Genomic DNA, 26,820 nt, shown 5'->3' on the forward strand with positions numbered 1-26,820 from the left:
CCGCCTCGCGCGCATGTTCGCCCAATGAGAACCATCACCGAGTCAGCGCCACCTGCCCGAGCAGCGGTGGCATGAATCAGGAGAGAAGATGTCACTGCCTTCAGGATTTCGCCCTCTTGCACTGAGCACGGCCATTGCCGCCATCGTCATGAGTGGTCTGGCGCCGGCCATCAGCCATGCCGATACCCGCCCGACTTCTGCGCCCGCGTCGTCCCTCGCGCCGGCCACCAACTCCGCCTCAAGCACGGCGCCCGCCAGAGCCGAGCAGGCCAGCCCCGTCATCAAGAGCGAGAACGACCAGCGACTCTATCGCAGCCTGACCCTCGACAACGGCCTCAAGGTCCTGCTGGTCAGTGATGCCAAGGCCGACAAGGCCGCCGCCGCCGTCGATGTCGAAGTCGGCAGCGCCCAGGACCCCGACGATGTCCCGGGGCTGGCACACTTCCTGGAGCACATGCTGTTCCTCGGCACCGATCGTTATCCGAAGCCGGATGCCTACCAGGACTTCATCACCAAGCATGGCGGCCAGCACAACGCCTTCACCGCCAGCCAGGACACCAACTACTTCTTCGACATCGACCCGGATGCCTTCGATGAGGCACTGCCGCGCTTTGCGCGCTTCTTCGTCGCCCCACAGTTCAACGCCGACTACGTGGACCGCGAGCGCCATGCGGTCAATTCCGAGTATCAGGCGCGCCTGCAGGACGATGGCCGGCGTATCTATGAGGCTGTCGAGGCGGCCCTCAACCCGCAACACCCCTTCAACCGCTTCAGTGTCGGCAGCCTCGAGACCCTCAAGGACACCGAGGCCGGCAGCCTGCGCCAGCGTCTGGTCGACTTCTATCAGGCTCACTACGGCGCCAACGTGATGCGCCTGTCACTGGTCGGGCCGCAGTCATTGGAAACGCTCGAACAGCTGGCCCGTGACAACTTCAGTGATGTGCCCGACCGCGGGCTGTCGCGCCCCGAGATCACCACGCCCCTGGCCAGCGGTAACGAGCTGCCGGCACGCCTTGAGGTCAAGGCGCTCAAGCAGGAGCGCAAGCTGTCGTTCATGTTCCCCATCGACGACCCGATTGCCCACTACCGCTCACAGCCGGTCAGCTACCTGGCCAACCTGATCGGTCATGAGGGCGAAGGCAGTCTGCTGGCAGTGCTCAAGGACAAGGGCTGGGCAGATGGCCTTTCGGCCGGCGGTGGCCTCAGTGATGGCGAGCATGCCCTGCTCAGCGTCGACATCAGCCTGACCCCGGAAGGCGCGCAGCATCAGGCGGAGATCCGTGCCGCGCTGTTCGACTACCTGGCGCTGATCCGCGATGAGGGCATCAACGACTGGCGCTATACCGAACAGGCACAGCTGGGCGAGCAGAGCTTCCGCTTCCAGCAGCGCAGCTCGCCGGTCAATCTGGCCAGCAATCTGGCGATGATGATGACGCGCTACCCGATCGAGGACGTGCTGGCGGCACCCTACCTGATGCAGGACTTCGACCCGGACCTGATCAAGGACACCCTCGCTCGTCTTACACCCGACAACCTGCTGGAGGTCTACTCCGGCCCGCAGGTGGAGGGGGATCAACAGGGCGAGTGGTTCAAGGCGCCCTACACCCTGACGCGCCTGACGGCGGATGCCGCTGCTCAACCAGCCGGCGACGAGACCCTGGCCAGCCAGCTGGCGCTGCCCAGTCCCAACCCCTATCTGGCCAAGGACTTCCGCGTACTCGATCTGCCCGAAGGCAAGCCGAGCCAGTTGATCGATGAGCCCGGTGCCGAGCTCTGGTATCAGGGCGATGCGAGCTTCGGCGTGCCGAAGGCCGAATGGCGCTTCGGTCTGCTCAATCCCGACGTCAGTCGCTCGGTGGATGATCAGGCCATGAGTCAGGTGCTGGCGGCGTGGCTGAATGACAGCCTCAACGCGCGTCTGTATCCGGCACGTCTGGCAGGGCAGGATGCGCTGGTCTATGCCCATGGGCGCGGCATCACCCTGCAGTTCAGTGGCTGGCGCGATGGTCAGCAGCCGGAAATGCGCGAAGTGCTCGACCAGCTGGTGAATGACGAGATGGCCCCCGCCACCCTGGAGCGCATCACTCAACGCCTGCGTCGCAGCCTGCAGAACCGCGTCCAGGCACCGCTCTACACGCGCCTGGGCCGCAGCCTCAGCGAAACGCTGGTCGGCCTGCCGAGCACCGCCGCGCAACAACTGGCGGCCCTGGACAAGATCGACGCCCAGTCACTGGACAGCTTCCGCAAGCGCTTCCTTGCCAAGCTGCACGTGCAGGCGATGGTGACCGGCAACCTGACCGCCGACCAGGCCCGCGAGACCGGCCAGCTGGTGATCAACGGGCTTGCGCCGCGCATCACGCGCGAGGCGGTACCAGACCTGGAAGTGCGTCAGGTCACCCAGCACACGTTACTGCGCCCGGACAGCACACGCGGCGATGCCGGCGCCCTGCGCTACCTGCAGGGCAAGGACCGCACGCTGCAGTCCCAGGCACGCATCGCGGTGCTGGGTCAGCTGCTCGAAGCGCCCTTCTACAGCCAGCTGCGCACCGAGGAGCAACTCGGCTATATCGTCTCCGCACGCTATTCGCCCATGCTCGATGCGCCGGGGCTGAGCCTGCTGGTGCAGTCGCCGTCCAAGGACAGCAAGACGCTGTTTTCGCGCATGGATGCCTTCCTCACCCGCTTCGACAGCCGCGTGCAGTCACTGGATGAGGCCGCGCTTGCCAGCTACCGTGACGCCGTCGTCGACAGCCTGACCCAGAAGCCCCGCAAGCTGTCCGAGCTGGCAGCGCGCAACTGGAGCGAGCTGAGCTTCGGCTGGACAGGCTTTGACCGCCGCCAGCAACTGGTCGCGGCCGTCGAACAGGTCAGCGCGCAGGATATCCGCGCCATCTGGCAGCAGCTGAATGACTCCAGCGCGCTGGAACTGGCCTTCGACCCCGGCACGCCCAGCGACTTCGACCAGCGCCTTACCGAACTGGACCTGCCGCCGCTGCCCGAGGCGCCGCGCGCCGAGACAGGCGCGACCCTGGCGGCACCCTCAGCCGAGGCCAGCGGCAATGCTCAGCATTGAGTCTCGCCGGCCCGCCAGCGGCTTGGCGGGCAAACAAGGCGCCGGCCCTCACCGGACGGGCGCCTGAAACGACAAGACCCCGACGAGGTGCAGTTCAATAACCGCGTCGGGGTCTTGTTCATTCATGCCTTGCCGGCAAGCACAGCGGGCCGGCTAGCCCGTCATCAGCCGAAGGCCTGCGGCGGCATGATGCCTTCCACGTACATCGCCAGTTCTTCGAGAATCTGCACGCGGTCCGGGTCCTGCTCGCTCTGGGCCAGCCGCTGGATCTCGCTGACGAAGCCCTTCACGGTCAGGCTCGCGACCTGCTCATCGTTCATGCGCTCCCAACGCCACTGCTCCCAGCGTTCGCGCTCGGCGGAGTTGAGCGTGTAGCCGTAGCTGCGCGCGCGATAGCGGAACAGCATCTCCTCGAGTCGGCCATCCTGGAAGGCAAACGGCGTATCGTCCAACGCCTCGGGATGGGTAGCACGTACCCGCTCCATCTCCTTGCGGTCCGCGGGCGAGAAGAAGCCGCCGGAATAGAGCATCAAGTCCGGATCAGCCGGGCCGGCCGGCGGCGCCTCGGCGAACACCTGCGCCACCTTCACGCCGACACCGGCGTTGTCCTTCAGCCACTTCCAGTGCACGCGACACTGGGCGGGGTCGATCTTGAAGCGCGCGGCGATCTCGCCGTACTCGCCCTCATGCGGCCCTGACACATCCTTGAGCGCATTGGCCGGCAGCAGCACCGGGCTCTTGTTGAGGTGGATGACCTTGAGCGGAATCCGCTCCTCACCTTCCGCGAGGTCATCGGCACTGGCGAAGACACGGGCACGAATCTCTTCCGGTGACAGCTCCATCAACGGCGCCGGGTCGACCGAGAGGTCATAGACGATCACGCCATTGGCATTCGAAGGATGCTCCGCCAGCGGCACCACCAGCGCGCCACAGGCCCGCGAGGCCGGATAGCGACGCGAGATGTGCAGCATCGGCTTGCGTGCGCCGATATCCAGCAGGCTGGCGACATGGCGCTTGTTGCGCAGCTTGAGCAGGTAATCGAACAGCCGCGCATTGCGCGACTTGAGCAGGCGTGCCAGCGCGATGGTGGCGCGTACATCCACCAGCGCGTCATGCGCGCCGGCGTGCTCGATGCCATTGGCCGCCGTCAGGTGCTCCAGACGGAAGCTGGGCGCACCATCTTCTCGCTTGGGCCATTCGATACCTTCCGGGCGCAGGGCATGGAAGGCGCGCACGACATCGATCAGGTCCCAGCGTGAATTGCCGTTCTGCCACTCACGCCCGTAGGGGTCGAGGAAGTTGCGGTAGAACAGATGACGGCTGACTTCATCATCGAAGCGCAGGCTGTTGTAGCCCAGCGTGCAGGTCCCCGGCACGCTCATCTCGTCATTGATGCGCCCGGCGAACTCGGCCTCGGGGATGCCGCGACGCTCGGCCTGCTGCGGGGTGATGCCGGTGATCAGACACGCCATCGGCTGGGGCAGGAAGTCATCGGCCGGCTTGCAATAGAGGGTCAGCGGCTCGCCTATCTCATTGAAGTCAGCATCGGTACGGATGGCCGCGAACTGCGAAGGACGGTCACGGCGCGGGTCAGCGCCGAAGGTCTCGTAGTCGTGCCACAGGAAGGTGGGCTCTGCCACAGGATGTCTCCACGCGGGCGGTCGAAAAATGAACGTGCCAGAGCACCGTCTCCAGCAAGGCTGGCACGGTGCTCTGGCAGGCAATGGGCATGGGCTGGCTCGGGACGTCGCAGGCGGTGCCCGCTCGGCAACGCCTCAGGTAGCAAGCACCCGACGCCCCGCGAACTCAGGCCTCGCCGGGGCGCGGCAGAGTGACGTTGAGTTCCAGCACCGAGCAGTCGTCTTCGCGGTCCAGCGAGATGTTGATGGCATCCTGGTCGACCTGCACATACTTGCGAATCACCTCGAGCAGCTCACGCTCCAGCATCGGCATGTAATCCGGCTGGTCACGCTGGCTACGCTGGTGCGCGACGATGATCTGCAGCCGCTCCTTGGCGACATTGGCGGTCTTCTTGCGCTCTCGCTTCAGAAAATCCAGTAATTTCACTTGCGCCCCCCTCCAAACATTCTGGCCAGCAGACCGCGCTTCTCGACTTCATGGAAACGCAGCTGCACTTCCTCGCCCAACAGGCGGGACACGCAATCCACGTACGCCTGGCCGGCATCGCTCTTCTGGTCATGCGTGACCGGCACACCCTGGTTGGACGCGCGCAGCACGGCGTCGGATTCCGGAATCAGGCCGATCAGCGGGATCGACAGGATTTCCTGGATATCGGTCAGGTTGAGCATGTCACCGCCGGTGACGCGCGCCGGATGGTAACGGGTGATCAGCAGGTGTTCACGCACCGGGGTGTCGCCATTCTCGGCGCGACGCGTCTTGGAAGACAGCAGGCCGATGATGCGGTCGGAGTCACGTACCGAGCTGACTTCCGGGTTGGTCACCACCACGGCCTCGTCAGCGAAGTACATCGCCAGCTGGGCACCGCGCTCGATACCGGCCGGCGAGTCACAGATGACGTAATCGAACTCCTCGCGCAGCGCGTCGAGCACCTTCTCGACGCCTTCCAGCGTCAGCGCGTCCTTGTCACGGGTCTGGGAGGCCGGAAGGATGTGCAGGTTATCGATGCGCTTGTCGCGGATCAGGGCCTGCTTGAGATTGGCTTCGCCCTGGATGACGTTGACCAGGTCATAGACCACACGGCGTTCGCAGCCCATGATCAGGTCCAGGTTACGCAGGCCCACATCGAAATCGATCACTACGGTCTTGTTGCCGCGCAAAGCCAGTCCGGTGGCAATGGCGGCGGCGCTGGTCGTCTTGCCGACTCCGCCCTTGCCTGACGTCACTACGATAATCTTGGCCAAAGGTATCTTCCTTGCTGAGAGTCCCTCGCCGAGCGAGGATCACCTGTAAATATTGGATATCGTTCAGAACACAGTACTGGGGTCAGCCGAGTCGTGCGATACAGAGTTGGTCGTGTTCAAGCACGACTTCGACATTGGCACCCAGCAGGCGATTGTCGATGTCATCGAGTCGCTTGTAGGTTCCGGCTACCGAGAGCAGCTCGGCGTGCAGTTCCTTGCAGTAGATGCTGGCGTTGCGATCGCCATGGATACCCGCCAGCGCGCGGCCACGCAGAGCGCCATAGATATGCACACTGCCGGCGGCCAGGATCTCGGCGCCGGCATTCACCGCGCCGATGATGACCAGATCGCCCTCCGGTGCGCTGACCTGCTGGCCCGAGCGCACCGTGCCGCGATACACCTTGCTGGCGTGGGCTGGCTCCGCTTTCTCGGCCGCGCTGTCCGCGACTGCCTCGGCAGGCTCGGCGACCGGTTCAGCGGCCACCGGCGGCACGGACTCGAGGGAGCGCCCGCGATTCTCCTGCGGCGGGAACCACCCCAGCCCCAACGCCCAGGCGGACTGACGCACCGGGTCTCCACCGCCACGCACCGCGACCGGCAGCAGCTTGTGGCCACGGCAGACGGCACAGATGCGCTCCAGCGCCAGATGCGGCTCGTCGAGCTTCTCGACGCTCAGCACCACCGGCGTATGTTGAAAGAAGGCCGGCGACTGGCTGAGCTTGCTGGCCAGCTGAGCACGGATCTGCTCCGGATCACCGCTGACCAGCTCCATGACCGTCATCGGCAGCATGCCGCCCTTGAAGGTGAAGGCCTGAGGGGCCCTGTCCGTACTGAGACTCATGACCTGACTCCGGTTGCGTAAGGAGTGTCGAAGCCCTCCGACACTCTTGATGATGCACGTGCTGTTCACGGCATCCTCAAGGCGACCCTCGATTGGAAAGGCCACCTGAATAACATAGCTCGCCGTCGCACACGGCACAGCGACTGCTTGATAGGCGCCGAGCATGAATGACAGACACTGAATGGCATAGCGGTAACGTACAAAACTATGTGAGCGAACACAGTGCTGCAACTGATGATACGGCCAGCAGCAGGCACTGTCAGGTGTCGCGAGCCTACGACGTGCCTCCCTTGCCGACCTGTCACCCGCCGCCGGTCGCCCTGTACGCCGCCGCGCGCGTGCAATAAGGCACATCGATCGACATGCGATACCACACAACGGGGGGCTGTGACTGGTAAGATAGCGGGGTGACGAAATTCATGCGCCGTCACTCCGCCCACTCCGTCGTGCCCACCCGATTGCACCCGCCGAGTGTGCGGCCAATTGTTGCGCCCCTCTATTTTTTGCCTGGATAACCGCTCTCTCATGACCGGACTGCTCTCCCGCCTCACTGGCCGCCTGTTCACTCCTCGCTGGCAACACGCCAACCCTGCCATTCGCTCCGCTGCCACTGACCAGCTTGATCCGGAGATTCCAGACCAGCGCAAGATCCTGGAGACCCTGATTCTCGAAGATGACGCCCTGGAAGTGCGCCATGCCGCCCTGACGCGCATGCAATCTCCCGAGCGTCTGCTGCCGCTGCTCGACCGCGCAGATGGCCTGGTACGCGAGCGCCTGATCGAACTGTTGAGCGGCGGCCAGGATGCGCCCTCACTGTTGAGCCGTGAACAGCTGGTCGAGCGCCTGGACGATAGCGAACTGCTGTCCGCCGTGGCATCCCGCGGCGACAACCAGCAACTGCGTCTGACCGCACTGAGCCGTCTGGAAGATGAAGAGGCGCTGATCCATCAGGCCTGCCACAACACCATCGCCGCCGTGCGCCATGCCGCTGCCGCCCGCATCTCCAGCCAGGCCGGCCTCGAGCGTCTGGTGCGCGATGCCAAGCGTGACCGCCACGTGCAGCGTCAGGCGCGCGACACCCTCGCCCAGCGCCGTGCCGATGCCCAGCAGGCCGACGCGCTGGCCGCCAGCCGCGACAACCTGCTGCGCCAGATGGAGAAGCTGCCGCGTCAGGCGTGGGAAGACAGCGTGCCCTCGCGTTACCGCTCGCTGCTGCGCGAGTGGGAGCGTCTGCCGGCCGCGGACTACGAGATTCAACAGCGCTTCGAAGAGGCGCGCCAGCAGGCGCACAAGGTCATCAGTGACCATGAGGCCCGCGAGGAAGCCATTCGCGCCCATGAGCGCCTGAGCGCCAACCTCAACACGCACCTGGAAGAGATTCTCAGCGCCGTGGATCAGGCGCGGGAAGACCTCTACAGCCGCGACTGCGTCAATGACCACGACTTCGCCAGCCTGCAGGCCCAGCGCCGTCTGCAGGGAGAACGCTGGAGCGAGTTGACCGACCAGTTCTCGGCCCCGGCCGAACTGCTCGAACGTCAGCAGCGCCTGCAACAGCAGCTGCAGGATGCCCTCGATGCCTGGCATCGCCATCAGCTGTGCCAGGGCGAGCTGGATGCCGCGCTGGTCGACAATGACATCGACCAGCTGCGTCGTCTGGAAAGCGAAGTGGCCTGGCCTGCGGGTCTGCCGCAGACCGCCAGCCTGAGTGCGGTGCGTCAGGCGATCAGTGCGGCACAGCCGGAAGAGCCGACAGAGGCAGCGCAAGAGCAGGACGCGCTCGATGGAAGCCAAGCACAAGACGCCGAGTCAGCCGACGCCCCCCGCGCGGCCGACGGCAAGGCGAGCCTGGATCTGGACGCGCTGGATGCCGAACTGGCTCGCCTGGAAGCGGATCTCGATGCCGGCAAGCTCAAGCCGGCCAGCCGCCTGCATCGCTCACTGCGCGATCGCACCGAAGGCCAGCTCGACAATGCCCGCCAGACCCGCCTGCGCCAGCTGGGCGCGCGGGTCGCGGAACTCCGTGACTGGCAGAACTTCGTCGCGGCGCCCAAGCGCGAGCAGCTGCTCGAGGCCATCACCACCCTGAGCGAGCGCGATGACATCAGCGATGAGCAGCGCGACCGCCAGCACCAGCAGCTGATTCAGCAATGGCGCGAGCTGGGTGATGCGGCCGCCAGCCGCGATGCCAGCCAGGCGTTCCGCACCGCCTCTGACGCCATCAAGCTGCGCCTGCGGGATTACCGCGAATCGCGCAAGCAGCTGCGTGAACACAATCTGGCCATGCGCGAAGCGCTCTGCGAGCAGCTCGAATCGCTCAACGGCCACGCCATGGACGATGCCGACCCCGACTCCCTGCGCCAGATCCGTGATCGCGCCCGTGAGGAATGGCGTCGCCACACGCCGGTGCCCGCAGGCCCCGGTCGCCAGCTGTCGCACCGCTTCGGTGAAGCACTGACGGCACTGCAGGGGCTGATCGACAGCCGCGCGGGCCAGATCGCCGCCGCCAAGCAGGCACTGGTCGACGCCGTCGAGGCACTGGCCAATGAGGACTCGCCGGCACGTGCCCGCGCCGAACAGGCCAAGGCCCTGCAGAGTCGCTGGCGCGAGATGGGCCGCGCGCCCAAGGGCGAAGAACAACGCCTGTGGGCCGCCTTCCGCGCGGCGTGCGACCGCATCTTCGCCGCGCGTGACCAGGACCGCGAAGACCGCGACAGCCGCGAGCAGGCACGCCTGGATCAGTGGCAGGCGCTGATCGAACGTCTCGACAGCTGGGAGCCGGAGACACTGGAAGACGCCGCCCTGCTCGATGACGCTCTGAAGGAAGCCGACACCCTCGGCCCGCTGCCGCGCGGCAAGCGGGGTGACGGCATGCGTCGTCGCTGGACCGGCATTCTCAAGCGTCGCGAGCAGCGTCTGGATGAACTGCACGCCCTTCAACTGCGCGAGGAATGGCAGCAATGGCGTGATCTGCTCGAACAGCACGCCGTGGCGGATGCCAGCGCGCGCAACGGCGACGTGCAGGATGTCGAGCTGCCGAACACCTCGGCCTTCGACGACAACAGCCGTCAGGCCAATGCGGCGCGCAACCAGATGCGCCAGGCCCTGCCGAGCAACTGCAGCGCCGCCAATGAGCGCCTGGCCGAGCTGCGTGTCCACCTGGCCATTCTGTTCGAGGCCCCGCTGGGCAGCGAAGATGAATCACGCCGCCTGACCGTGCAGGTCGCGCGCATCAACCAGCAGCTGGGCGAGCGCATGGAGCGTGAAGAAGAGCTGGATGAGGTGCTGGATGCGCTGCTTGCCAATGGTCCGCTGGACTGGGACGCCTGGCAGACCGAACTGCCGCGCTTCGATGCGCTGTTCAATCACTGAGCCAGTGCTCTTGAGCTGGTGACGACGCGCTCGCAAGATTGAAGTCATGGCAACGAAAAGCCCCCGTCTCGATAGAGACGGGGGCTTTTTCATTCTCTTGCCAGAGGGGCCGGGTGCCAACCCTGCACTGGCTCGCGCTAGCGCAGGGCATCAGCCCATGAACTGGCCGCCATTGATATCCAGGTTGGCACCGGTGATGAAGCCGGATTTCTCGTCGGCCAGGAAGGCGACCGCACGTGCGATCTCGTCCGGCTGACCATAACGCTTGACCGGGATGGTCTCGCGGATCGATTCACGGATCTCTTCGGGGATCTTCATGATCATGTCGGTGGCGATGTAGCCCGGTGACAGGGTGTTGACGGTAATGCCCTTGGTCGCGGTTTCCTGCGCCAGCGCCATGGTCAGACCATGCATGCCCGCCTTGGCGGCCGAGTAGTTGACCTGCCCGAACTGGCCCTTGCGGCCATTGATGGAGGAGATGTTCACGATGCGGCCGTACTTGTGCTCCAGCATGTCATTGATGACGGCACGGCAGGTGTTGAAGACGCTGTCGAGGTTGCAGTTGATGACTTCGCGCCACTGCTCATAGCTCATCTTGCGCATGGAGGTATCACGCGTGATGCCGGCGCAGTTGACCAGAACTGCGATCGGACCGAAGCGCTCGCGGATTTCGTTGACGCCTGCCTGACAGGCTTCGAAGTTGTCCAGCTCGATGCCGGACAGTGCGATGTTCTCGAACCCGGCAGCGCGCTGTTCCGACAGCCACCCCTCTGCCTTTTCCTTGTTCCTGTAACCCGCAATTACCTGATACCCCTGGTTCGCCAGCTCGCGGCAGATAGCGGAACCAATGCCACCGGTACCACCGGTAACCCATGCGACGGGTGCTGTTTGTGTCATCTTATTGTGTCTCCCTAATCCTGGAACGTCCTGTGTCCTTGGCTTGGGCACAGCTTGGCGAATCTGCGGACACCCCCGCCCTGAGAAAACGAGAATGCCTGCAACGACAACAATGACCCGCGTCTCTAACAGCCTGATGACAATCGTGCACTCTGTGACGCCTGCCATCCGCCTGCGCGAGGCGCGTCACCCTCAGTATGGACAGGATGCAGCGGGAATGTATGTAGCAGATCTCTCACACAAGATGCCGATAATCGCTCGAGGTACGCAGACGGGCTGATGACGACTCACCGGACACGAGAAGTTTGCGTCAATTACGGGATAACGGTTGACGCAGCACTGTATATCCTTATACTACGCCCCACGTTGATGCGGGGTGGAGCAGTCTGGTAGCTCGTCGGGCTCATAACCCGAAGGTCATCGGTTCAAATCCGGTCCCCGCTACCACTGACAAGTCGTTGCCTATCAAGGTAATTGCCGGTCAGACACCAACGTGATGTTGCGGGATGGAGCAGTCTGGTAGCTCGTCGGGCTCATAACCCGAAGGTCATCGGTTCAAATCCGGTTCCCGCTACCAACCTCTGATGCGTCAGAGTTGGAGCAAAGGCAGTACCCAGTGTTGCGGGGTGGAGCAGTCTGGTAGCTCGTCGGGCTCATAACCCGAAGGTCATCGGTTCAAATCCGGTCCCCGCTACCAAGAATTCGAAAGGCCTGATGCCATGCATCAGGCCTTTTTCGTATGCGTGAAATTCCTGTGCGATGATGGCGAGGAAGCCGGTTCTCGGGCCTGGCTACCCCTATCCACACCGGGCCCCTTCACACTCATCACGTCAGTCCCAAGGGAGTGCCTGCATGCGCCACTGGCTGGTCAAGACCGAACCCGATGCCTTCTCGCTGGATGACCTGCGCCGCGAATCACCGGCGCTCTGGGATGGCGTGCGCAACTATCAGGCGCGCAACTTCCTGCGCGAGATGCAGCTCGGTGATGTCGTGCTCATCCAGCACTCCAGCTGCAAGGTGACTGCGGTGGTCGGACTGGCCGTCGTCAGCGAGCTCGCCCTGCCCGACCCGACGGCCAGTGACCCCGAGCACAAGGGCTTCGACCCACGTCAGGTGGCAGATATCGATGCCGACAAGCCTCCGCGCTGGGTCGCCCCGCGTCTGAGCTACCTTCGCCCGCTGCGCACCACCCTGCCCATCGCGCGCCTGAAAGCCCGGCCCGAGCTGGCGGACAGCCACCTGGTGCGCCGCGCACGCCTGTCCGTGATGCCGCTCAGCGAGAGCGAAGCCGCCTGCATCGCCAGCCTGGCCGGCGACACCCTGCTGCCGTGAACCGATGCGCCCGGGGCGCTCGCGCCAGGAAGTGTCCGGCAGCGCCTTGAACTCCACTGCGACGGGCCGCATCATCAGGCCAACCGGCTCGCGCGCGAGCCTTGAATCGCAGACAGAATTTCGGGGCATGCACCATGATCATCGATCCCAATACCGGCCAGCCACTGACCGGCAATGACACCACCGCCGCCCAGCCACAAGGGGTGGTCGGCGGCGGTGCCGCCAGTGCACCGCGCCAGGCAGAAGACGCCAACACCTACATCATCGATGTGGACATGAGCAATCTTCAGCAGGTGCTGGAAGCCTCACAGCAAGTACCGGTACTGCTGGATTGCTGGTCGCCGCAGAGCGAGCACTGCCTCGTCCTGACACCGATCCTCGAGAAGCTGGCGCGTGAATATGCGGGCGGCTTCATCCTGGCCAAGCTGAACGCCGAGGAACAGCAGGACATCGCCGCTCAGCTGGGCGTGCGCTCGGTGCCGGACGTCAAGCTGGTCATCCAGGGCGGTCTGGCAGGCAACTTCACCGGCGCACGTCCGGAAGCCGAGATTCGCCAGTTCCTCGAGCAGCACAAGGTCCAGCCGGCGGCAGGGGCAGGTCCCAGCCTCGCGGAGCAGGCGGCCACTGCACTGGAAAGCGGCGACCTCGTCACCGCCAAGGCGCTGTATCAGCAGCTGGCGCAGGAATCCCCCGAGACACCGGAATACCGCATCCACCTCGCCTCGGTGCTGGTCGCAGAAGGCAATGGTGAAGAGGCCCGTCAGCTGCTGGACTCCCTCAAGCCGGAAGACCGTGACGGTGCCCAGGCGCGTGGCGTACGTGCGCGCATCGACTTCATCGCCGAGGCTCCCTCTCCCGAAGAGGTGCAGGCGATGATCGAGCGGGACGACAGCGAAGCCCGCTATCAGCGCGCCATGCGTGATCTGGCGGATGGCCATTACGAGCTGGCGCTGGATGCCCTGATCAGCCTGGTGAAGACCGATCGCCAGTACGGCGATGATCTGGCACGCAAGACGCTGCTGCGTGTCTTCGACGCCCTCGGTGCGACCCATGAGCTAACCGTGCGCTTCCGCCGCCAACTGTTCGCTCTGATGTACTGATCGTGCTGATGTACTGATCGTGCTGGTGCGCTGATCGTGCTGGTGCGCTGATCGTGCTGGTGCGCTGATCGTGCTGATGCGCTGACCGTATCAATGAGTTGATCACGTCACGCAGACGACAAGGCCCCGCCTCCGGTAAAGGAAGCGGGGCCTTGTCATTGAGGGCCAGCCGTCGCGCCGATTCAAGGGCTAACGACGGCTCCAGCCCTTGAGAAGCGAGGGGCGAGCACGCGATTCGCGCACGCTGGGCGGAAAGTCCACCTCTAGTTCCTGGCCCGCAGACATCACAGCGTCTGGCGCAGACGGGGTGGCAGATGACGCCGCGGGCGCACGGCAGCGGGAAGATGGCGGCGATGAACGCGCCAGGCGCAGGCTCCCGCCCTGACAACACCATTCACGACAGGCCGTCACGCCTGCATCCCTGCTTGCTGGCCGCCCCTGTCGCGGCGTCTCTGCCACCTCATGTCTCATCGTCGCATCTCCTGATGACAAGCCCCTCCCGATGAGCGGCCTAGCTTCAGAGTTGACGATAATGATTCTCAATTCAAGTTTGCGATGAGCGATAGCTGCCAACGAAACGCCGCAGGCTGACCCAGATCAATTTCGCCTCTCTACCGAACTCAGCCTTTCTGCAGTCGCTCATCCATCTGCTGCAGCGCCTTCTCCAGCTGCACGCGCGTGGTGCCGTAGTTCAAGCGCACGAAGCCCGGCCAGCCGAAGTCTGCGCCATCCGACAGCGCGACATCGCACTCCTCGAGCAGGGTCTGCTGCGGAGACTCCCCGAGCCCTGCCTTGCGCATATCCAGCCAGGCCAGATAGGTGGCCTGCGGGCGCGACATGCTGACGCCGTCCCAACGTGCCACATGGCTTTCCAGCAGATCGAGGTTGTCACGCAGCACGCTCAGCAACTCCTGACGCCACGGCTCGCCCTCGCGCCACGCCGCTTCGGTCGCGGCCATGCCCAGCACATTGGTATCGGGCATCAAGCCATTGGCGGCGCCGGTGAAGCGTGCACGCAGCTTGGGATCGGTGATCACCGCGCAGGCGAACGTAAGCCCGGCGGTATTGAAGGTCTTGGAGGGCGCCCACAGGGTCACGCAGCGCGCCGCCAGTCGCTCGTTCAGGCTGGCCAGCGGGATATGGCGGGCCGTCGGGTCCACCACCAGATCAGCATGCAGCTCATCGGAGACCACCAGCAGATCGTGACGCTCGACCAGCTCCGCCAGCGCCTCGAGCTCTTCCTCGCGCCAGACGCGGCCGGTAGGATTGTGCGGGTGGCACCATAGCAGCAGCTCGGTCTCGGGCGTGATGGCCGCTTCCAGGGCCTCCAGATCCAGTCGCCAGGGGCCGCCTTGCGTCTCGGGCTCTGCCAGCGGCGCCATCTGCGCCAGTCGTCCGGTCTTCTGGGCCACCTTGAGGAAGGGCGGGTAGATCGGGGTCGTCGTGACCACACCCGCGCCGGGAGAGGTCAACGCCAGACTGGCCAGGTGCAAGGCCGGCACCACGCCCGGCAACCAGACGATGGCGTCACGCGGCACCTCCCAGCCATAATGCTCGCGACTCCAGTCACACAGGCTGTCATCGAGGCCCTCCGACGGCTTGGCATAGCCGTAGACCGGGTGCGCCACTCGCTCGGCCAGCGCTCGCGTCACGGCGGGCGGGGCACTGAAGTCCATGTCGGCGATCCAGAGGGGCATGACGTCCGAGGCGTAGCGATCCCACTTCTGGGAAGGATACTGGCGTCGATCGAGCGGGGTGATGAAATCGAATGGCAAGATGGAGTCTCCCTGTGGCGGGCAAATTTGGCAGGCAACGCGAGCAGTGCTCTCGACTCACGCCGCCCGAGGGCGGCGAGAAGAATACCTGTGGACCAACTACAGCATAAGGCTTTGTGCATGTCTGAAGACACCTTTTACCCACAGGCCCAGCGCGGGCTGCCCGGTCTGTTGCGTGCCTGGCTGACCCATGGCCGTGGCGACAGCGAGCGTCTCGCCGTGCTGCTGGCCGATACCGCGCGCGTCGCAAGTCTTGGCCAGCCCGCCAGCAATCCCGATGGCGAGACGCTGGAGCAGTGGGCCGCCGAGGGCGGTGCGCCGCTGTGGGCACCCAAGGCAGCGCTGTTCCTGTTGATGCAGATGCCGGCACGCCCGGTGCCGCAGGGCCCGGATGACGCCTGCGCCTGGGCCTATTGCTGGTTGCGCATGCGCGAACACGACAGTCCCACGGCCGCCCTGATGGCGCTGCCGGAACACCTGCGTCAGCCACTGGCCTGGCCCATCGAAGCCGCCTGGCAAGACCTGACGCATCAGCGGCTGATCTAGCCGCGGTCGATTGTCGAGCGCCCGCAGCGCTGTTGGTGAGCAGCGCTGCGTTTTTCTCTCCTCTGCTCTCCTTCCTCACCGCCCTCTTCTCTGCTCTCCTCCCTCACCGCCCTCTGCTCTGCTTTCCCTCTCCTGCTTTCCCTCTCTTGCCTGCTCTATTCCCTTGTCCGCTCCCGCCCGTTCCTGTCCGCTGTGCTCTATCTCTGCCCGCACTCTCCTTGCGGCTCCTTCTCCTTGCGACTCCTACTCCTTGCGACTCCTACTCCTTGCCCCTGCGTCACTCCCTGGTCACACCCTCTTCACTCCCGCCCCTGCTACTGACAGCGATTCTGATGGTGACCCTGCTGGCGCCCTCATAGGGCAGTTCGTCCCGCTCTCGGCATTGCTGACAGCCATGGGTAGCAGTTTTCTCAGCGAATATCGTCATCACCGGCTAATGGCGTAGCGGAAACCTGAGACTCGTCAACGCGTAACTGACGCCATTTCGTTTAATCATCGTTTTGTGAAGCGATACACCCGAAGGGATTTCTTGTGTGGGCGAGGAGTAAAGTTCTTTCAACCGCAACAAAACGGTAATTCAACAAGAATCCGCTGGCGCGACACGACGACCAGCAAGCTTCAGGAGAAGCTCCATGACCACCTCCCTGATTGTCGGACTGGATGGAACCCCGGGCGGCGACAGTGCCATTGCCTATGCCAAGCGCGTCGCCTCTCTGGTGGGCGCGGAAACCAGGATCATTCTCTGCTACGTGGTCGAATGGTCGCCCTACAGCTTCAACACGCCGGAGGAGAACGCCCAGCGTGCCAGTCGCCGTGAGAACGAGATCAAGCTGGCCCGCGAGCGTGTGCTGGCGCCTGCCATCAGCGAGCTGGAAAAGGAGGGCTATCAGGTCGAGGGGCGTGTCCGCCACGGCGATGCCGCCGAGATCCTCAGCCTGCTGGCGCGTGAAGTGAATGCCGAGCAGATCATCGTCGGCCGCAAGGGGGAAAGCGTGCGCTCACGCATCTTCGGCAGCGTCACCGCCCATCTGATTCAAGAGGCCTCGGTGCCCGTCACCATCGTTCCCTGAGACAGGCGCCTCCCGCACCCGCCGCCTGCAGAGATTCGCACCAGACAATAACGACAATTCGCTTTTCGAGGTTACCTCTCATGAGTCGATTCCGCTCCCTGGCCCCCTGGGCTGCCGCGATGGCAGCCCTCATGGCCGCAAGCTCTGCCCGTGCCGAAGGCATGGACCAGGCCATCAGTGACATCGTCGGACCGATCGTCAACCCGATCGTCTCGACCATCTTCTATTCCGTGCCGGTGGCCGGCACCCAGTTCCCGCTGATCGTCGGCTGGCTGATCATCGCGGCCGTCATCTTCACGCTCTATTTCGGCTTCGTGCAGTTCCGCCTGTTCGGCCATGCCATTCGTCTGGTCAAGGGCGACTACACCGACCCGAAGGATGAAGGCGAGGTATCCCACTTCCAGGCATTGGCCACGGCGCTGTCCGGCACGGTCGGCCTTGGCAACATCGCCGGCGTCGCGGTCGCCGTCTCGCTGGGCGGCCCGGGCGCGACCTTCTGGATGATTCTGGCCGGTCTGCTCGGCATGGCCTCCAAGTTCTGTGAATGTACGCTTGGCGTGAAGTACCGCAACGTCAACGCGGATGGTTCCATCTCCGGCGGCCCGATGTACTACCTGTCCAAGGGCTTCGCGGAAAACGGCAAGACGGGTCTGGGCAAGATTCTGGCGATCTTCTTCGCCATCTGTGCCATCGGCGGCTCCATCGGCGGCGGCAACATGTTCCAGGCCAACCAGTCCTATCAGCAGGCCGTCAACGTCACCGGCGGTGATGCCAGCTTCCTGGTCGGCTACGGCTGGCTGTTCGGTCTCGTGATGGCCGCCATCGTCGGCATGGTCATCATCGGCGGCATCAAGTCCATCGCACGTGTCACCGAGAAGCTGGTGCCGATGATGGCTGTCATCTACGTGATCGCGGCACTCATCATCCTCGGCTTCAACTTCAGTGCGATTCCGGCCGCCTTCGGCGCCATCATCGAAGGTGCCTTCGCACCGGTCGCGGTCGGCGGCGGTATCGTCGGCGTGCTGATCCAGGGCTTCAAGCGTGCTGCCTTCTCCAATGAAGCCGGTATCGGCTCCGCGGCCATCGCCCACTCTGCCGTCAAGACTTCCCAGCCGGCGACCGAAGGGATCGTCGCCCTGCTCGAACCGTTCATCGATACCGTCGTCATCTGCACCATGACCGCGCTGGTCATCGTCATCACCGGTGCCTATCAGGTCGAAGGCCTCGGCGGCGTCCAGCTGACCTCCTACGCCTTCGAGACCGCCTTCCCGTGGTTCCCGTATGTGCTGGCCCTGGCGGTGCTGATGTTCGCCTTCTCCACCATGCTGTCCTGGTCCTACTACGGCTTGAAGGCCTGGACCTACCTGTTCGGTGAGAGCAAGGGCTCCGAGATCGTCTACAAGCTGATCTTCCTCGCCTTCGTGGTCATCGGTTCCTCCATGAGCCTCGGCCCGGTCATCGACTTCTCCGACGCCATGATCTTCGCCATGTCCATCGCCAACATCATCGGCCTCTACTACCTGATGCCGGTCGTGAAGCGTGAGCTGGCCCAGTACATGGCCAAGCTGAAGTCCGGCGAGATCGCACCGGTCGACAAGGAGGCCAAGCGCCAGAACGCGTGATCCCCATCACGCCCAGGCGGGCCTGACACAGCCGTCAGCCGCCGCATGACCCAAGGCCCCTGCCCATCGGCAGGGGCTTTTTCGTTGTCGATCATGCAATTCCGTGCATTGGACGGCTGAAACCACCCAAGTCGGATTGCCGCAACGCAGCGCAATGGGTAGGGTGTGGCGCTCACTGGCCACACTGGCCGGAACCCGTATCAACGAGGACGTCTCATGCTCGCTTCCATGCATGCCATGGTGCTGCGCAATCCCGGCCCGGATGCCGACTTCGTGGCGACCGAATGCCCGCTACCCACTCCCGGCTCCGGCCAGGTGCGCATTCGTGTCGCTGCCTCCAGCGTCAATCCACTGGATCTCAAGCTGGCCAGCGGCCAGGTGCCTCTCCTGCCGCCAGCACCCTGCGTGCTGCACGGCGACGTGGCCGGTGTGATCGATGCCGTCGGCGATGACGTGCTGGCCTTCTCGCCCGGCGACGAGGTGCTCGGCTTCGCCGGCGGTGTCGCCGCTCATCCGGGCGCGCTGGCGGATTACATGCTCGCCGATGAGCGCCTGATCACCCGCAAGCCGCGCCGCCTGAGCTTCATGGAAGCCGCCGCGTTGCCGGCAGTGTTCATCACCGCCTGGCAGGCACTGGTGGAGCGTGGCCGGCTGGAAGCGGGGCAGCGCGTGCTGATCCACGGCGGCGCCGGTGGCGTCGGCCATGTGGCATTGCAGATCGCGCGTTGCATCGGCGCGGAAGTCGCCACCACGGTCTCCAGCGATGACAAGGCCCGGGCGGCACGCGACTGCGGCGCGGACCACGTCATTCGCTACCGCGAGGAAGCCGTGGCCGATTACGTGGCCCGTCTGACGGGGGGCGAGGGCTTCGATCTGGTCTTCGACTGCGTCGGCGGCGACAACCTGGCCGCCAGCTTCGCCGCCAGCAAGCTGGGCGGACGCATCGTGACCATCAATGCGCGCACCACGGTGGATCTCTCGCCGCTGCACGCCGGCAGCCGCAGTCTGGAAGTGCTGTCGATCCTGCTGCCGCTGACCGCGGGCATCGGGCATGAGCAGCAGCGCCAGGCGCTGGGCAAGCTGGTGGAACTGGTCGAGGAAGGCGAATTCAAGGTGCGCCTCGATGAGCGCCAGTTCGACTTCAGCGAGGTCGCCGAGGCCCATCGTCATCAGGCCTCCGGCAAGGCAGTGGGCAAGATCTCGCTGGTGCGTCGTCAGTTCTGGGACGCCGCCCAATGAGCGCAGCGCTTCAGGGTGAGCTGGGCCTGCAACTGCTCAAGCTGCTGATCTCGGTGGCGGTGGTGATCGGGCTGTCATTGATCGCGGAGCGTCTCTCGACGCGCATGGCCGGGCTGCTGTCCGGCTACCCGCTCGGCACGGCCATCACGCTGGGCTTCATCGGCGTGGAGATCTCCCCCGAGTTCGCCGGCCAGAGCGCCGTCTACACTCTGGCCGGCTTCTCCTCGACGCTGGCGCTGGGGGTCGGCTACTGGCTATGCGGGCGTGCACAAGGACTGCGCGGCGTCATCAATGGCACCCTGGGCGGCCTGCTGGGTTGGCTGCTCGCCAGTCTGGTGCTGGCGCAGTTCGAGTTCACGCGCGTCAGCGGCGTGATCGTGACGCTGATCGCCATCGTGCTGTGCATGCGCCTCTATCGCGGCGTACCGGAGAGCACGGCGCGCAAGTCGCCCTTCTCCTGGGTCTCGCTGCTGGCGCGCGCCGGACTGGCCGCCGGCATCGTGTTCGGCATCACCGCACTGGCCCATCTGCTGCCGCCCTCGTGGGCAGGCCTGGTGGCGGCCTTCCCGGTCACCATGTACCCGCTGCTGGTGATTCTGCATCTCACCCAGGGGCCAGTGGCCGTCGCGACCGTCATCAAGCACTACCCGGCCGGCCTTGGCTCGCTGCTGTGCTATGCGCTGGTGATCTCGCTCAGCTACCCCGGCATGGGGGTCGGCCTGGGCACCCTGCTCGGTTTCATCGTGGCGACGGCGTGGCTGGGCGTGTTCACGCCGTTGCAACGTCGACTAGCCTCACGACGTACAGCCAGCGCCTGAGCTTCCTGATAGGCTGAAATGCCGCATGGATGCCCAGGAGCGATGACATGTACTTCAAGACGCTGGAACCGGCCTTCTACGACACCGATGCCCTCGGGCACGTCAACAACACGCGCCTGCCGGCCTGGTTCGAGTGGGCGCGCAATGACCTGTTCCGCGTCTTCGTGCCGGACCTCGACCCGCGCAAGTGGCCGCTGATCATGGCGCGCATCGAGGTCGACTTCCTCGCCGAGCTGCAATACGGCCAGCCGGTGGAGATTCGCACCTGGCTGTCGCGCCTCGGCGGCAGCTCCTTCACCGTGACCCAGGAGGCGTGGCAAAGCGGCGTCTGCGGCGCACGCGGCCACTGCGTGCTGGTGCAGTTCGATCATCGTGCCAAGCAGTCGCTGCCCATCGAGGGCGAGCTGCGCGCGACCCTGGTCAGCCATGTGCACGAACACACCGACAGCGCCGAACTGGATGTCCCGGCCCTGCGCGAGGCCGCCCGGGCACTCGGGACGCATAGCGCAGCCTCCGAGGGGAGCGTGCCGGCATGACCCCCGCGCTCAAGCTGCTCAAGGGCAAGCCGCACCGCACACTCGAGTATGCCCACGACCCACGCGCCCCCGCCTATGGGGAAGAGGCCGCCCGCACGTTGGGGCTTGAGCCCGCCCAGGTCTTCAAGACCCTCGTCTGCCAGCTGGAAGGCGGCAATGCACGTCAGCCGCTGGTGGTCGCCGTGGTGCCGGTCAGCGGTACGCTCGATCTCAAGGCACTGGCACGCGCCTGCGGGGCACGCAAGGCGGCGCTGGCCGCGCATGAGGCCGCCGAACGTGCCACCGGCTATGTGGTCGGCGGCATCAGTCCGCTGGGCCAGAAGAAGCGCCTGCCACTGTGGGTCGATGACAGCGCCGCGACACAGGCGGAAATCTTCATCAGCGGCGGCCGTCGTGGACTGGAGATAGCGCTCGCCCCCGCGTTACTGTGTGAGCTGGGCAATGGTCAGTTCGCCCCGCTGGCCCGTGACGACTGATGACCACGGGCCAGGCACTGCATGATGGACTCTCCATGACGAGCACCCGCCACAGCACCGCGTCAGCGAGGAGGCCCGATGGGCATTCGCTACAGCAAGTGGATCTACCCGGACATGACCGAGCTGCATGCGCAGGTCGAGGCGGCGCTGGAGCACTGGTTCAGTGAGCGCTTCGCCGACTACCCGCACATCAGCTTGCCGGGCCTTGACCCCTACGATTATGATGGCTGGTTCAATCGTCTGGCCCCGGAGCTGATGGCGCGCGGCAGTGACTACTGCGAGCGTGAGTGGCATGGCTATGTGCCGAGCCCCCAGCAGCTCAACCAGGCTTTCTTCCGGGCCGTATCCCGGTCCAACAAGTGTGTGCTGGAGCCTGACCGCAAGCATGGTGATCCTGACCAATCATAGTCCCGACGCGCGGGAGCTCGAGATCATCGAGCGCCAGCTCGGGCGCAAGCCGCGCGGCATCCAGGCCGTGGCCGCCACCGATGGCGAGGGCACTCCGCTGGTGCTGCGCATGCATTCGCTGGTGGACGGCAAGCCCTTCCCGACCCTCTACTGGCTGTGCGATGAACGCCTCAAGATCTCGCTGTCACGCATCGAGGCCGAAGGCGTCATCAAGGGGCTGGAAGAACGCCTCAAGACCGACGAGGAACTGCTGGCGCGCTATCGTGCCAGCCATGAGGCCTACGTCGCCGAACGCTGGAGCTTCATGAGCGAGGCCGAGCGCAGCGCCATCGAGTCCCAGGGCTTCGCCGACCTGATGCGTGAACGTGGCGTCGGCGGCATCCGTGACTGGAATCAGGTGCGCTGCCTGCACACCCAGTACGCCCAGCATCTCGCCTACGCCGAGGGCAACGCCATCGGTCACTGGGTCGATGCCCATTACGACGTGCTGTCCGAGCTGCCCTGAGCCCTGACGACGATCGAGCCGATGCCGTCGGCTTGAAGGCAGAAGACGAAGAAGCCCGCCAATTGGCGGGCTTCTTGCGTCGGACGAGCGTCAGGCCTACAGCGAGTGCGCGAAGACCAGCGCGATGCACAACGGGCAGATCAGGCGCACGTACCACGGCCAGATCTTCCAGAACAGTCTGGACTCGATGTCCGGCGCCCCGCTCTGGATCTCCTTGAGCAGCGCATGGCGCGACATCGCCCAGCCGACCAGCAGGCACATCACCAGCGCGACCAGCGGCTGGCTGTACTGGGTGGTCAACATGATCACCAGGCCGAACAGTGCCCCGAAGTTGGCGGCGATGGTCAGGCTGATGGCCATGATGGCGGCACCGACGGTCAGGGTGGCGGCACGCCGACCCAGCCAGCCACGCTCGACCACGAAGGATACCGGCACTTCCAGCATCGAGATGGAAGAGGTGATGCCCGCCACGCTCATCAGCGCGAAGAATGCCACCATCAAGACGTCACCTGCGCCGCCCATCTGGCCGAACAGCGCCGGCAGCGTGTCGAACAGCAGGGTGTCCGAGCTCTTGAGCAGGCCATCGGCATCGAAGATCTCGACACCCAGATGACGCGCGGCGTACATGGCCGGAATCACCAGCAGGCCGGCGAGGAAGGCGATGCCGACATCGATCAGCGTCACCAGTACGCCCAGACGCGGCAGGTTCTGCTCCGGCCCCAGATAGGAGCCGTAGATCAGCATCGCCCCCACGCCGAGAGACAGCGAGAAGAACGCCTGGCCCATCGCGCTCAGCATCAGGTCGGCATCGAAGATGCGGTCCCACTGCGGCGTCAGATAGACACTCAGGCCTTCATCGGCGCCCGGCAGAGTCAGCACGTAGCCGATCAGCCCGACCAGCAGCATCAGCAACAGCGGCATCAGACGCGTGGACCACTTCTCGATCCCGCCGCGCACACCGCCGACTACGATCGCCATCGTCAACGCGAGGAAGACCGCCGTCAGCGAGACATTGCGCGTGAAGTCGAAGGTGGTCAGCCAGCTGGCGGCGGAACTCATGCCCAGCGCCTCGCTGACCGGCGCGGCGGTATAGCCCAGCAGCCAGCCCGCGACGATGGCATAGAAGGCCAGGATCAGGCTGGCGGTCAGCATGCCCGCCCAGCCCGCCAGCGCGCCGAAGCGCTTGGTGATGCCTCGACCGAGGCTCATGCTGGTGACGATGTTGGCCTGACCATGGCGGCCGATGACAAGCTCAGCCATCAAGGCCGGCCATGCCAGCAGGAAGGCCAGCACCAGATACATCACCACGAAGGCCCCGCCTCCGTTGTTGGCCGTCTGGGACGGGAAGCCCCATACGTTGCCAAGTCCTACTGCCGAACCAGCGGCGGCCATCAAGAAGCCCAGCCGACTGGCAAAGCGTCCGCGCACCTGCGCCATCTGCCTCTCCTGCCTTGTTGTTCCGCGTCCGTCGAAGACGACGTCGCGATGAGTCCACGCTCGCCGAAGGCGGCGTCGCGATGAGTTGGGATGCATCCCGATGCAAGCTCACGGGGCGCCAGCGCCCGCCAGCCGTCGCCTGCGGGGGCGGCAAGGGTAGCAGAGCAGGCCCGCGAATGCAGGCGACAACGCCGAAAGTCAGCACGTGCCCTCGTTGGCCACGGGGCAATGCCGAGTTCCTCACCGGCGTCATAGCGTCGCCGCACAACTCGCGTAGGATAGGAAGGACATGACATCAAGGCACGGCAGCCAGCAGTGAGCGCCGCCGAGAAACATTCAGGAGAGCAACATGCATCGCATCTGTGTCTATCTGGGCTCCCGCGAGGGCGTCTCCCCACAGCACCGCCAACTGGCCGAAGCCCTGGGCACGGCCATCGCCGAGCGCGGCTGGGGACTGGTCTACGGAGGCGCGCGCGCCGGGCTGATGGGGGCCTTGGCAGATGCCGCGCTGGCAGCGGGCGGTGAGGTGATCGGCGTGATCCCCCAGGCACTGGTACGCAACGAGAAGGCGCATACCGGTCTGACGCGCTTGATCGAGGTGGCGGACATGCATGAGCGCAAGGCGCAGATGGCCGCACTGGCGGATGCCTTCGTGACCCTGCCCGGCGGGATTGGCACCCTGGAGGAATTGTTCGAGACCTGGACCTGGCAGTATCTGCGCTTTCACGCCAAGCCGATCGCCGTCCTCGACAGTGACGGCTTCTTCGCGCCCCTGCTCGAGTTTCTGGACCGCACCGTCGAGGCGGGCTTCCTCGATGCAGACACTCGCGCGCGCCTGATCAGCGAGCGCGAGATCACGCCCCTGCTGAAGCGTCTGGCGCCCGAGACCTGAGACCTGAGACCTGAGACCTGACAGGCTGGCGCGTCACTCCCCATCAAGCGCATGACGCCGGCGCCATGGGGAGTGACTCTGCGAGCGGCCGTCTCAGCTCAACGCGCTATCTCAGCAGGGCGCCACCTCAGTTCAGCGCCGTCTCACCAACAACCTCAACGGCATCCTCCGCCGAGGCGGCCTGCTGCTGAACGGGTTTGCCGATATAGCGCGCCCGCTTGCTGGCGGTGACCTGCTCGACATCGACCATCACCAGGCCATCGATGCAGTAACCGAAATCGGCGTCGACACTGAAATCGAGGAAGCGGGTGCCACCGGGCTCGGTGACCTCGGCGTACTGCTTGTAGAGCGTCGGCACCGTCACGCCCATTGCATCCAGCTGGGCACGCAGGCGGCGGAAATCGCCATCGGCATCCTGACCATCGAACAGCCGCTCCGCTTCATGGGCGGCGCTGCCCGGCACGCTCTGGGCGACCGGTGCCCGCGCACGCGCCAGCCCCTCATCATCCCCGTAATAGTGACGGTAGTAGCTGACGATCAGTGCCCTGGCGGCCTCCGGATAGCTGTTGGAGAGCGTGACCGGGCCGAACAGCCAGCGAATCTCGGGATGACAGCGCAGATAGGCGCCCAGCCCCTGCCACAGGTAATCGAGACTGCGCCGCCCCCAGTAGCGCGGCTGCACGAAGCTGCGCCCCAGCTCCAGACCGTCCTGCATGCGCTCGAACATCTCCGGCGTGAAGCGGAACAGGGTCGGGCTGTAGAGCCCCTTCTCGCCATGTGCCGCCATGATCTTGCGTACCTCTCCGATGCGATAGGCACCGGCGATCTCGAGATCGGCGTCATCCCACAGCACCAGATGCCGGTAGTGGGCGTCATAGCGATCGATATCGCGCCGCTCGCCGGTGCCCTCGCCGACCCGCCGGAAACTGATCTCGCGCAGTCGCCCGATCTCGCGCATCACGCTGGAGCCGGGGAAGGCATCGAACAGATAGATCTTCTTGCCGTCGCGGGTCTCGCCCAGCAGTTCACAGGGCGTCAGTTCCTCACGCAGCGCCTGGCGTTCCTCCGGATGGCCGATGGCCTTCTCGGTCACGAACAGGCCACGTTTGCCGCGCCCGATGCGATACAGGTGCTTGCGCAACAGGCGCGTCTTGGCGTTGGTATTGAGGGCATCACTGTCGAGGCGCTCCAACGGGATCAGCTCGCCGATGCGCAGCTTGAGCTGACGCTCGCGCTGGCGAAACATCTCATGGGCCAGCAGGGGCGTGCCGAAGCTGCGGTTGATCGATGACAGCGCATAGAAGAGCGTCGAGTTGCGACCGCTGACGTGGATAGGCAGCACCGGCGCGTTGGTCTTGCGCGCGAAATGCAGGAAACCCGACAGCCACTTGCCATCGCGTGGCCCGGTCGGGCCTGCACGCGAGACCTCGCCGGCCGGGAAGATGATCACGGCCTCTTCATTCATCAGCGCATCGCAGATCTGACCACTGCTCTTGCGATAGCCACGGCGACTGAGATTGTCCAGCGGCAGCAGCAAGGGTGCCAGCGGCTCGACCTTCATCAGGATGTCGTTGGCGACGATCTTGACGTCGCGGCGCACTTCGCCGACCAGCTTGAGCAGTGCGAGGCCGTCCAGTGATCCCAGCGGATGGTTGGCGACGATGACGACACGCCCGTAGGCCGGAATGTTCTCGCGCTCCCGCGAGGACACCGAGTAGCCGAAGGAGAAGTGATCGAGCACGCGGTCAATGAAGTCGAAGCCGCGCTGGTCCGAGTTCTCGCCGAGGAAGGCATTGATCTCGCCCTCATGCACCAGGCGCCGCAGCATGGCCAGAGCTGGCCGCCGGATCAGCGGGTGACGTTTGGCAAAGGCAGGATACTTGGCAGCGATGACGCGGGCAGTATCGATCATGCTCTCTCCTTGGCCGCACGGAGTGCGGAACGCGATGTCTGGATCATGGGGCTTGATATCACGTCAGGTTCGCGCCGCTTCATGACAGAT

The 26,820-nt window shown here is 64.9% G+C and carries 21 protein-coding genes, 3 tRNA genes and 1 pseudogene; 17 read left to right on the forward strand and 8 right to left on the reverse strand.

Translation table 11 applies throughout. From position 1 onward, the window contains the following. The first annotated feature begins 88 nt into the window (after positions 1–88). Entirely contained in the window at positions 89–3,073 is a 2,985-nt protein-coding gene (locus CLAM6_RS16305) for an insulinase family protein (RefSeq protein ID WP_242007707.1), read from the forward strand. Positions 3,074–3,237: 164 nt separating this feature from the next. Here CLAM6_RS16305 and sbcB read toward each other — a convergent pair whose 3' ends face one another. From sbcB to minC, 4 genes are all read right to left on the reverse strand, one after another. Continuing rightward, a complete protein-coding gene (gene sbcB / locus CLAM6_RS16310) occupies positions 3,238–4,713 on the reverse strand; it encodes an exodeoxyribonuclease I (RefSeq protein WP_043336470.1) in 1,476 nt (491 codons plus the stop codon). Positions 4,714–4,879: 166 nt separating this feature from the next. Then, the gene (gene minE, locus CLAM6_RS16315) at positions 4,880–5,140 is read right to left on the reverse strand and encodes a cell division topological specificity factor MinE (RefSeq protein ID WP_043336475.1); all 261 of its coding nucleotides are present in this window, start codon (positions 5,138–5,140) and stop codon (positions 4,880–4,882) included. Then, on the reverse strand, positions 5,137–5,955 hold the full coding sequence (minD, locus tag CLAM6_RS16320) for a septum site-determining protein MinD (protein WP_054557277.1): 819 nt from the start codon (positions 5,953–5,955) through the stop codon (positions 5,137–5,139). Before minD ends, minE begins: the two co-directional genes overlap by 4 nt. 82 nt (positions 5,956–6,037) lie before the next feature. Beyond that, positions 6,038–6,796: a septum site-determining protein MinC gene (minC, locus tag CLAM6_RS16325; protein ID WP_153636638.1), complete on the reverse strand. Its 759-nt coding sequence runs from the start codon at positions 6,794–6,796 to the stop codon at positions 6,038–6,040. 525 nt (positions 6,797–7,321) lie between these two features. Here minC and CLAM6_RS16330 point away from each other — a divergent pair. Continuing rightward, on the forward strand, positions 7,322–10,165 hold the full coding sequence (locus CLAM6_RS16330) for a DUF349 domain-containing protein (protein WP_153636639.1): 2,844 nt from the start codon (positions 7,322–7,324) through the stop codon (positions 10,163–10,165). A gap of 150 nt (positions 10,166–10,315) precedes the next feature. Here CLAM6_RS16330 and phbB read toward each other — a convergent pair whose 3' ends face one another. Then, the gene (phbB, locus tag CLAM6_RS16335; protein WP_043336510.1) at positions 10,316–11,062 is read right to left on the reverse strand and encodes an acetoacetyl-CoA reductase; all 747 of its coding nucleotides are present in this window, start codon (positions 11,060–11,062) and stop codon (positions 10,316–10,318) included. A gap of 370 nt (positions 11,063–11,432) precedes the next feature. Here phbB and CLAM6_RS16340 point away from each other — a divergent pair. From CLAM6_RS16340 to CLAM6_RS16360, 5 genes are all read left to right on the forward strand, one after another. Continuing rightward, a tRNA-Met gene (locus tag CLAM6_RS16340) sits at positions 11,433–11,509 on the forward strand. Positions 11,510–11,562: 53 nt separating this feature from the next. Beyond that, a tRNA-Met gene (locus CLAM6_RS16345) sits at positions 11,563–11,639 on the forward strand. 43 nt (positions 11,640–11,682) lie between these two features. Then, positions 11,683–11,759: transfer RNA gene (locus CLAM6_RS16350), tRNA-Met, on the forward strand. 155 nt (positions 11,760–11,914) lie between these two features. Next, entirely contained in the window at positions 11,915–12,394 is a 480-nt protein-coding gene (locus CLAM6_RS16355) for an EVE domain-containing protein (protein WP_153636640.1), read from the forward strand. Between the two features lie 134 nt (positions 12,395–12,528). Then, positions 12,529–13,494, forward strand: a complete 966-nt coding sequence (locus CLAM6_RS16360) for a tetratricopeptide repeat protein (protein WP_043336518.1) — start codon at positions 12,529–12,531, stop codon at positions 13,492–13,494. A gap of 620 nt (positions 13,495–14,114) precedes the next feature. Here CLAM6_RS16360 and CLAM6_RS16365 read toward each other — a convergent pair. Beyond that, positions 14,115–15,269 carry a MalY/PatB family protein gene (locus CLAM6_RS16365; protein WP_153636641.1) on the reverse strand — a complete coding sequence of 385 codons (1,155 nt, stop codon included), beginning with the start codon at positions 15,267–15,269 and terminating at the stop codon, positions 14,115–14,117. Positions 15,270–15,389: 120 nt separating this feature from the next. Here CLAM6_RS16365 and CLAM6_RS16370 point away from each other — a divergent pair, with 120 nt between their 5' ends. From CLAM6_RS16370 to CLAM6_RS16410, 9 genes and pseudogenes are all read left to right on the forward strand, one after another. Continuing rightward, positions 15,390–15,815, forward strand: coding sequence for a hypothetical protein (locus CLAM6_RS16370; protein ID WP_043336524.1), 426 nt, complete (start codon positions 15,390–15,392; stop codon positions 15,813–15,815). A gap of 632 nt (positions 15,816–16,447) precedes the next feature. Further along, on the forward strand, positions 16,448–16,885 hold the full coding sequence (locus CLAM6_RS16375; protein ID WP_043336528.1) for a universal stress protein: 438 nt from the start codon (positions 16,448–16,450) through the stop codon (positions 16,883–16,885). Positions 16,886–16,965: 80 nt separating this feature from the next. Then, entirely contained in the window at positions 16,966–18,507 is a 1,542-nt protein-coding gene (locus CLAM6_RS16380) for an alanine/glycine:cation symporter family protein (protein WP_153636642.1), read from the forward strand. A gap of 216 nt (positions 18,508–18,723) precedes the next feature. Further along, positions 18,724–19,746 (forward strand): zinc-binding dehydrogenase, encoded by a 1,023-nt coding sequence (locus CLAM6_RS16385; protein ID WP_197738692.1) that lies wholly within the window; start codon positions 18,724–18,726, stop codon positions 19,744–19,746. After that, on the forward strand, positions 19,743–20,564 hold the full coding sequence (locus CLAM6_RS16390; RefSeq protein WP_153636643.1) for a hypothetical protein: 822 nt from the start codon (positions 19,743–19,745) through the stop codon (positions 20,562–20,564). Before CLAM6_RS16385 ends, CLAM6_RS16390 begins: the two co-directional genes overlap by 4 nt. A gap of 47 nt (positions 20,565–20,611) precedes the next feature. Next, a pseudogene (locus CLAM6_RS16395) lies at positions 20,612–21,001 on the forward strand (acyl-CoA thioesterase); the annotation flags it as partial. A gap of 95 nt (positions 21,002–21,096) precedes the next feature. Continuing rightward, positions 21,097–21,576, forward strand: coding sequence for an aminoacyl-tRNA deacylase (locus CLAM6_RS16400; protein ID WP_131432808.1), 480 nt, complete (start codon positions 21,097–21,099; stop codon positions 21,574–21,576). 78 nt (positions 21,577–21,654) lie between these two features. Beyond that, a complete protein-coding gene (locus tag CLAM6_RS16405) occupies positions 21,655–21,984 on the forward strand; it encodes a hypothetical protein (protein WP_043336543.1) in 330 nt (109 codons plus the stop codon). Beyond that, positions 21,962–22,489 (forward strand): DUF501 domain-containing protein, encoded by a 528-nt coding sequence (locus CLAM6_RS16410; protein ID WP_043336547.1) that lies wholly within the window; start codon positions 21,962–21,964, stop codon positions 22,487–22,489. Before CLAM6_RS16405 ends, CLAM6_RS16410 begins: the two co-directional genes overlap by 23 nt. Positions 22,490–22,585: 96 nt before the next feature. On the opposite strand, the gene CLAM6_RS16415 is transcribed toward CLAM6_RS16410, so the two are convergent. Next, positions 22,586–23,926, reverse strand: coding sequence for a sodium-dependent transporter (locus tag CLAM6_RS16415; protein ID WP_153636645.1), 1,341 nt, complete (start codon positions 23,924–23,926; stop codon positions 22,586–22,588). Positions 23,927–24,275: 349 nt separating this feature from the next. Here CLAM6_RS16415 and CLAM6_RS16420 point away from each other — a divergent pair, with 349 nt between their 5' ends. After that, positions 24,276–24,818: a TIGR00730 family Rossman fold protein gene (locus CLAM6_RS16420; RefSeq protein ID WP_153636646.1), complete on the forward strand. Its 543-nt coding sequence runs from the start codon at positions 24,276–24,278 to the stop codon at positions 24,816–24,818. 127 nt (positions 24,819–24,945) lie between these two features. Here CLAM6_RS16420 and CLAM6_RS16425 read toward each other — a convergent pair whose 3' ends face one another. Further along, a complete protein-coding gene (locus tag CLAM6_RS16425) occupies positions 24,946–26,730 on the reverse strand; it encodes a GNAT family N-acyltransferase (RefSeq protein ID WP_153636647.1) in 1,785 nt (594 codons plus the stop codon). Positions 26,731–26,820 lie beyond the last annotated feature (90 nt).

It is taken from the genome of Cobetia sp. AM6 (genome assembly GCF_009617955.1).
GTDB lineage: Bacteria > Pseudomonadota > Gammaproteobacteria > Pseudomonadales > Halomonadaceae > Cobetia > Cobetia amphilecti.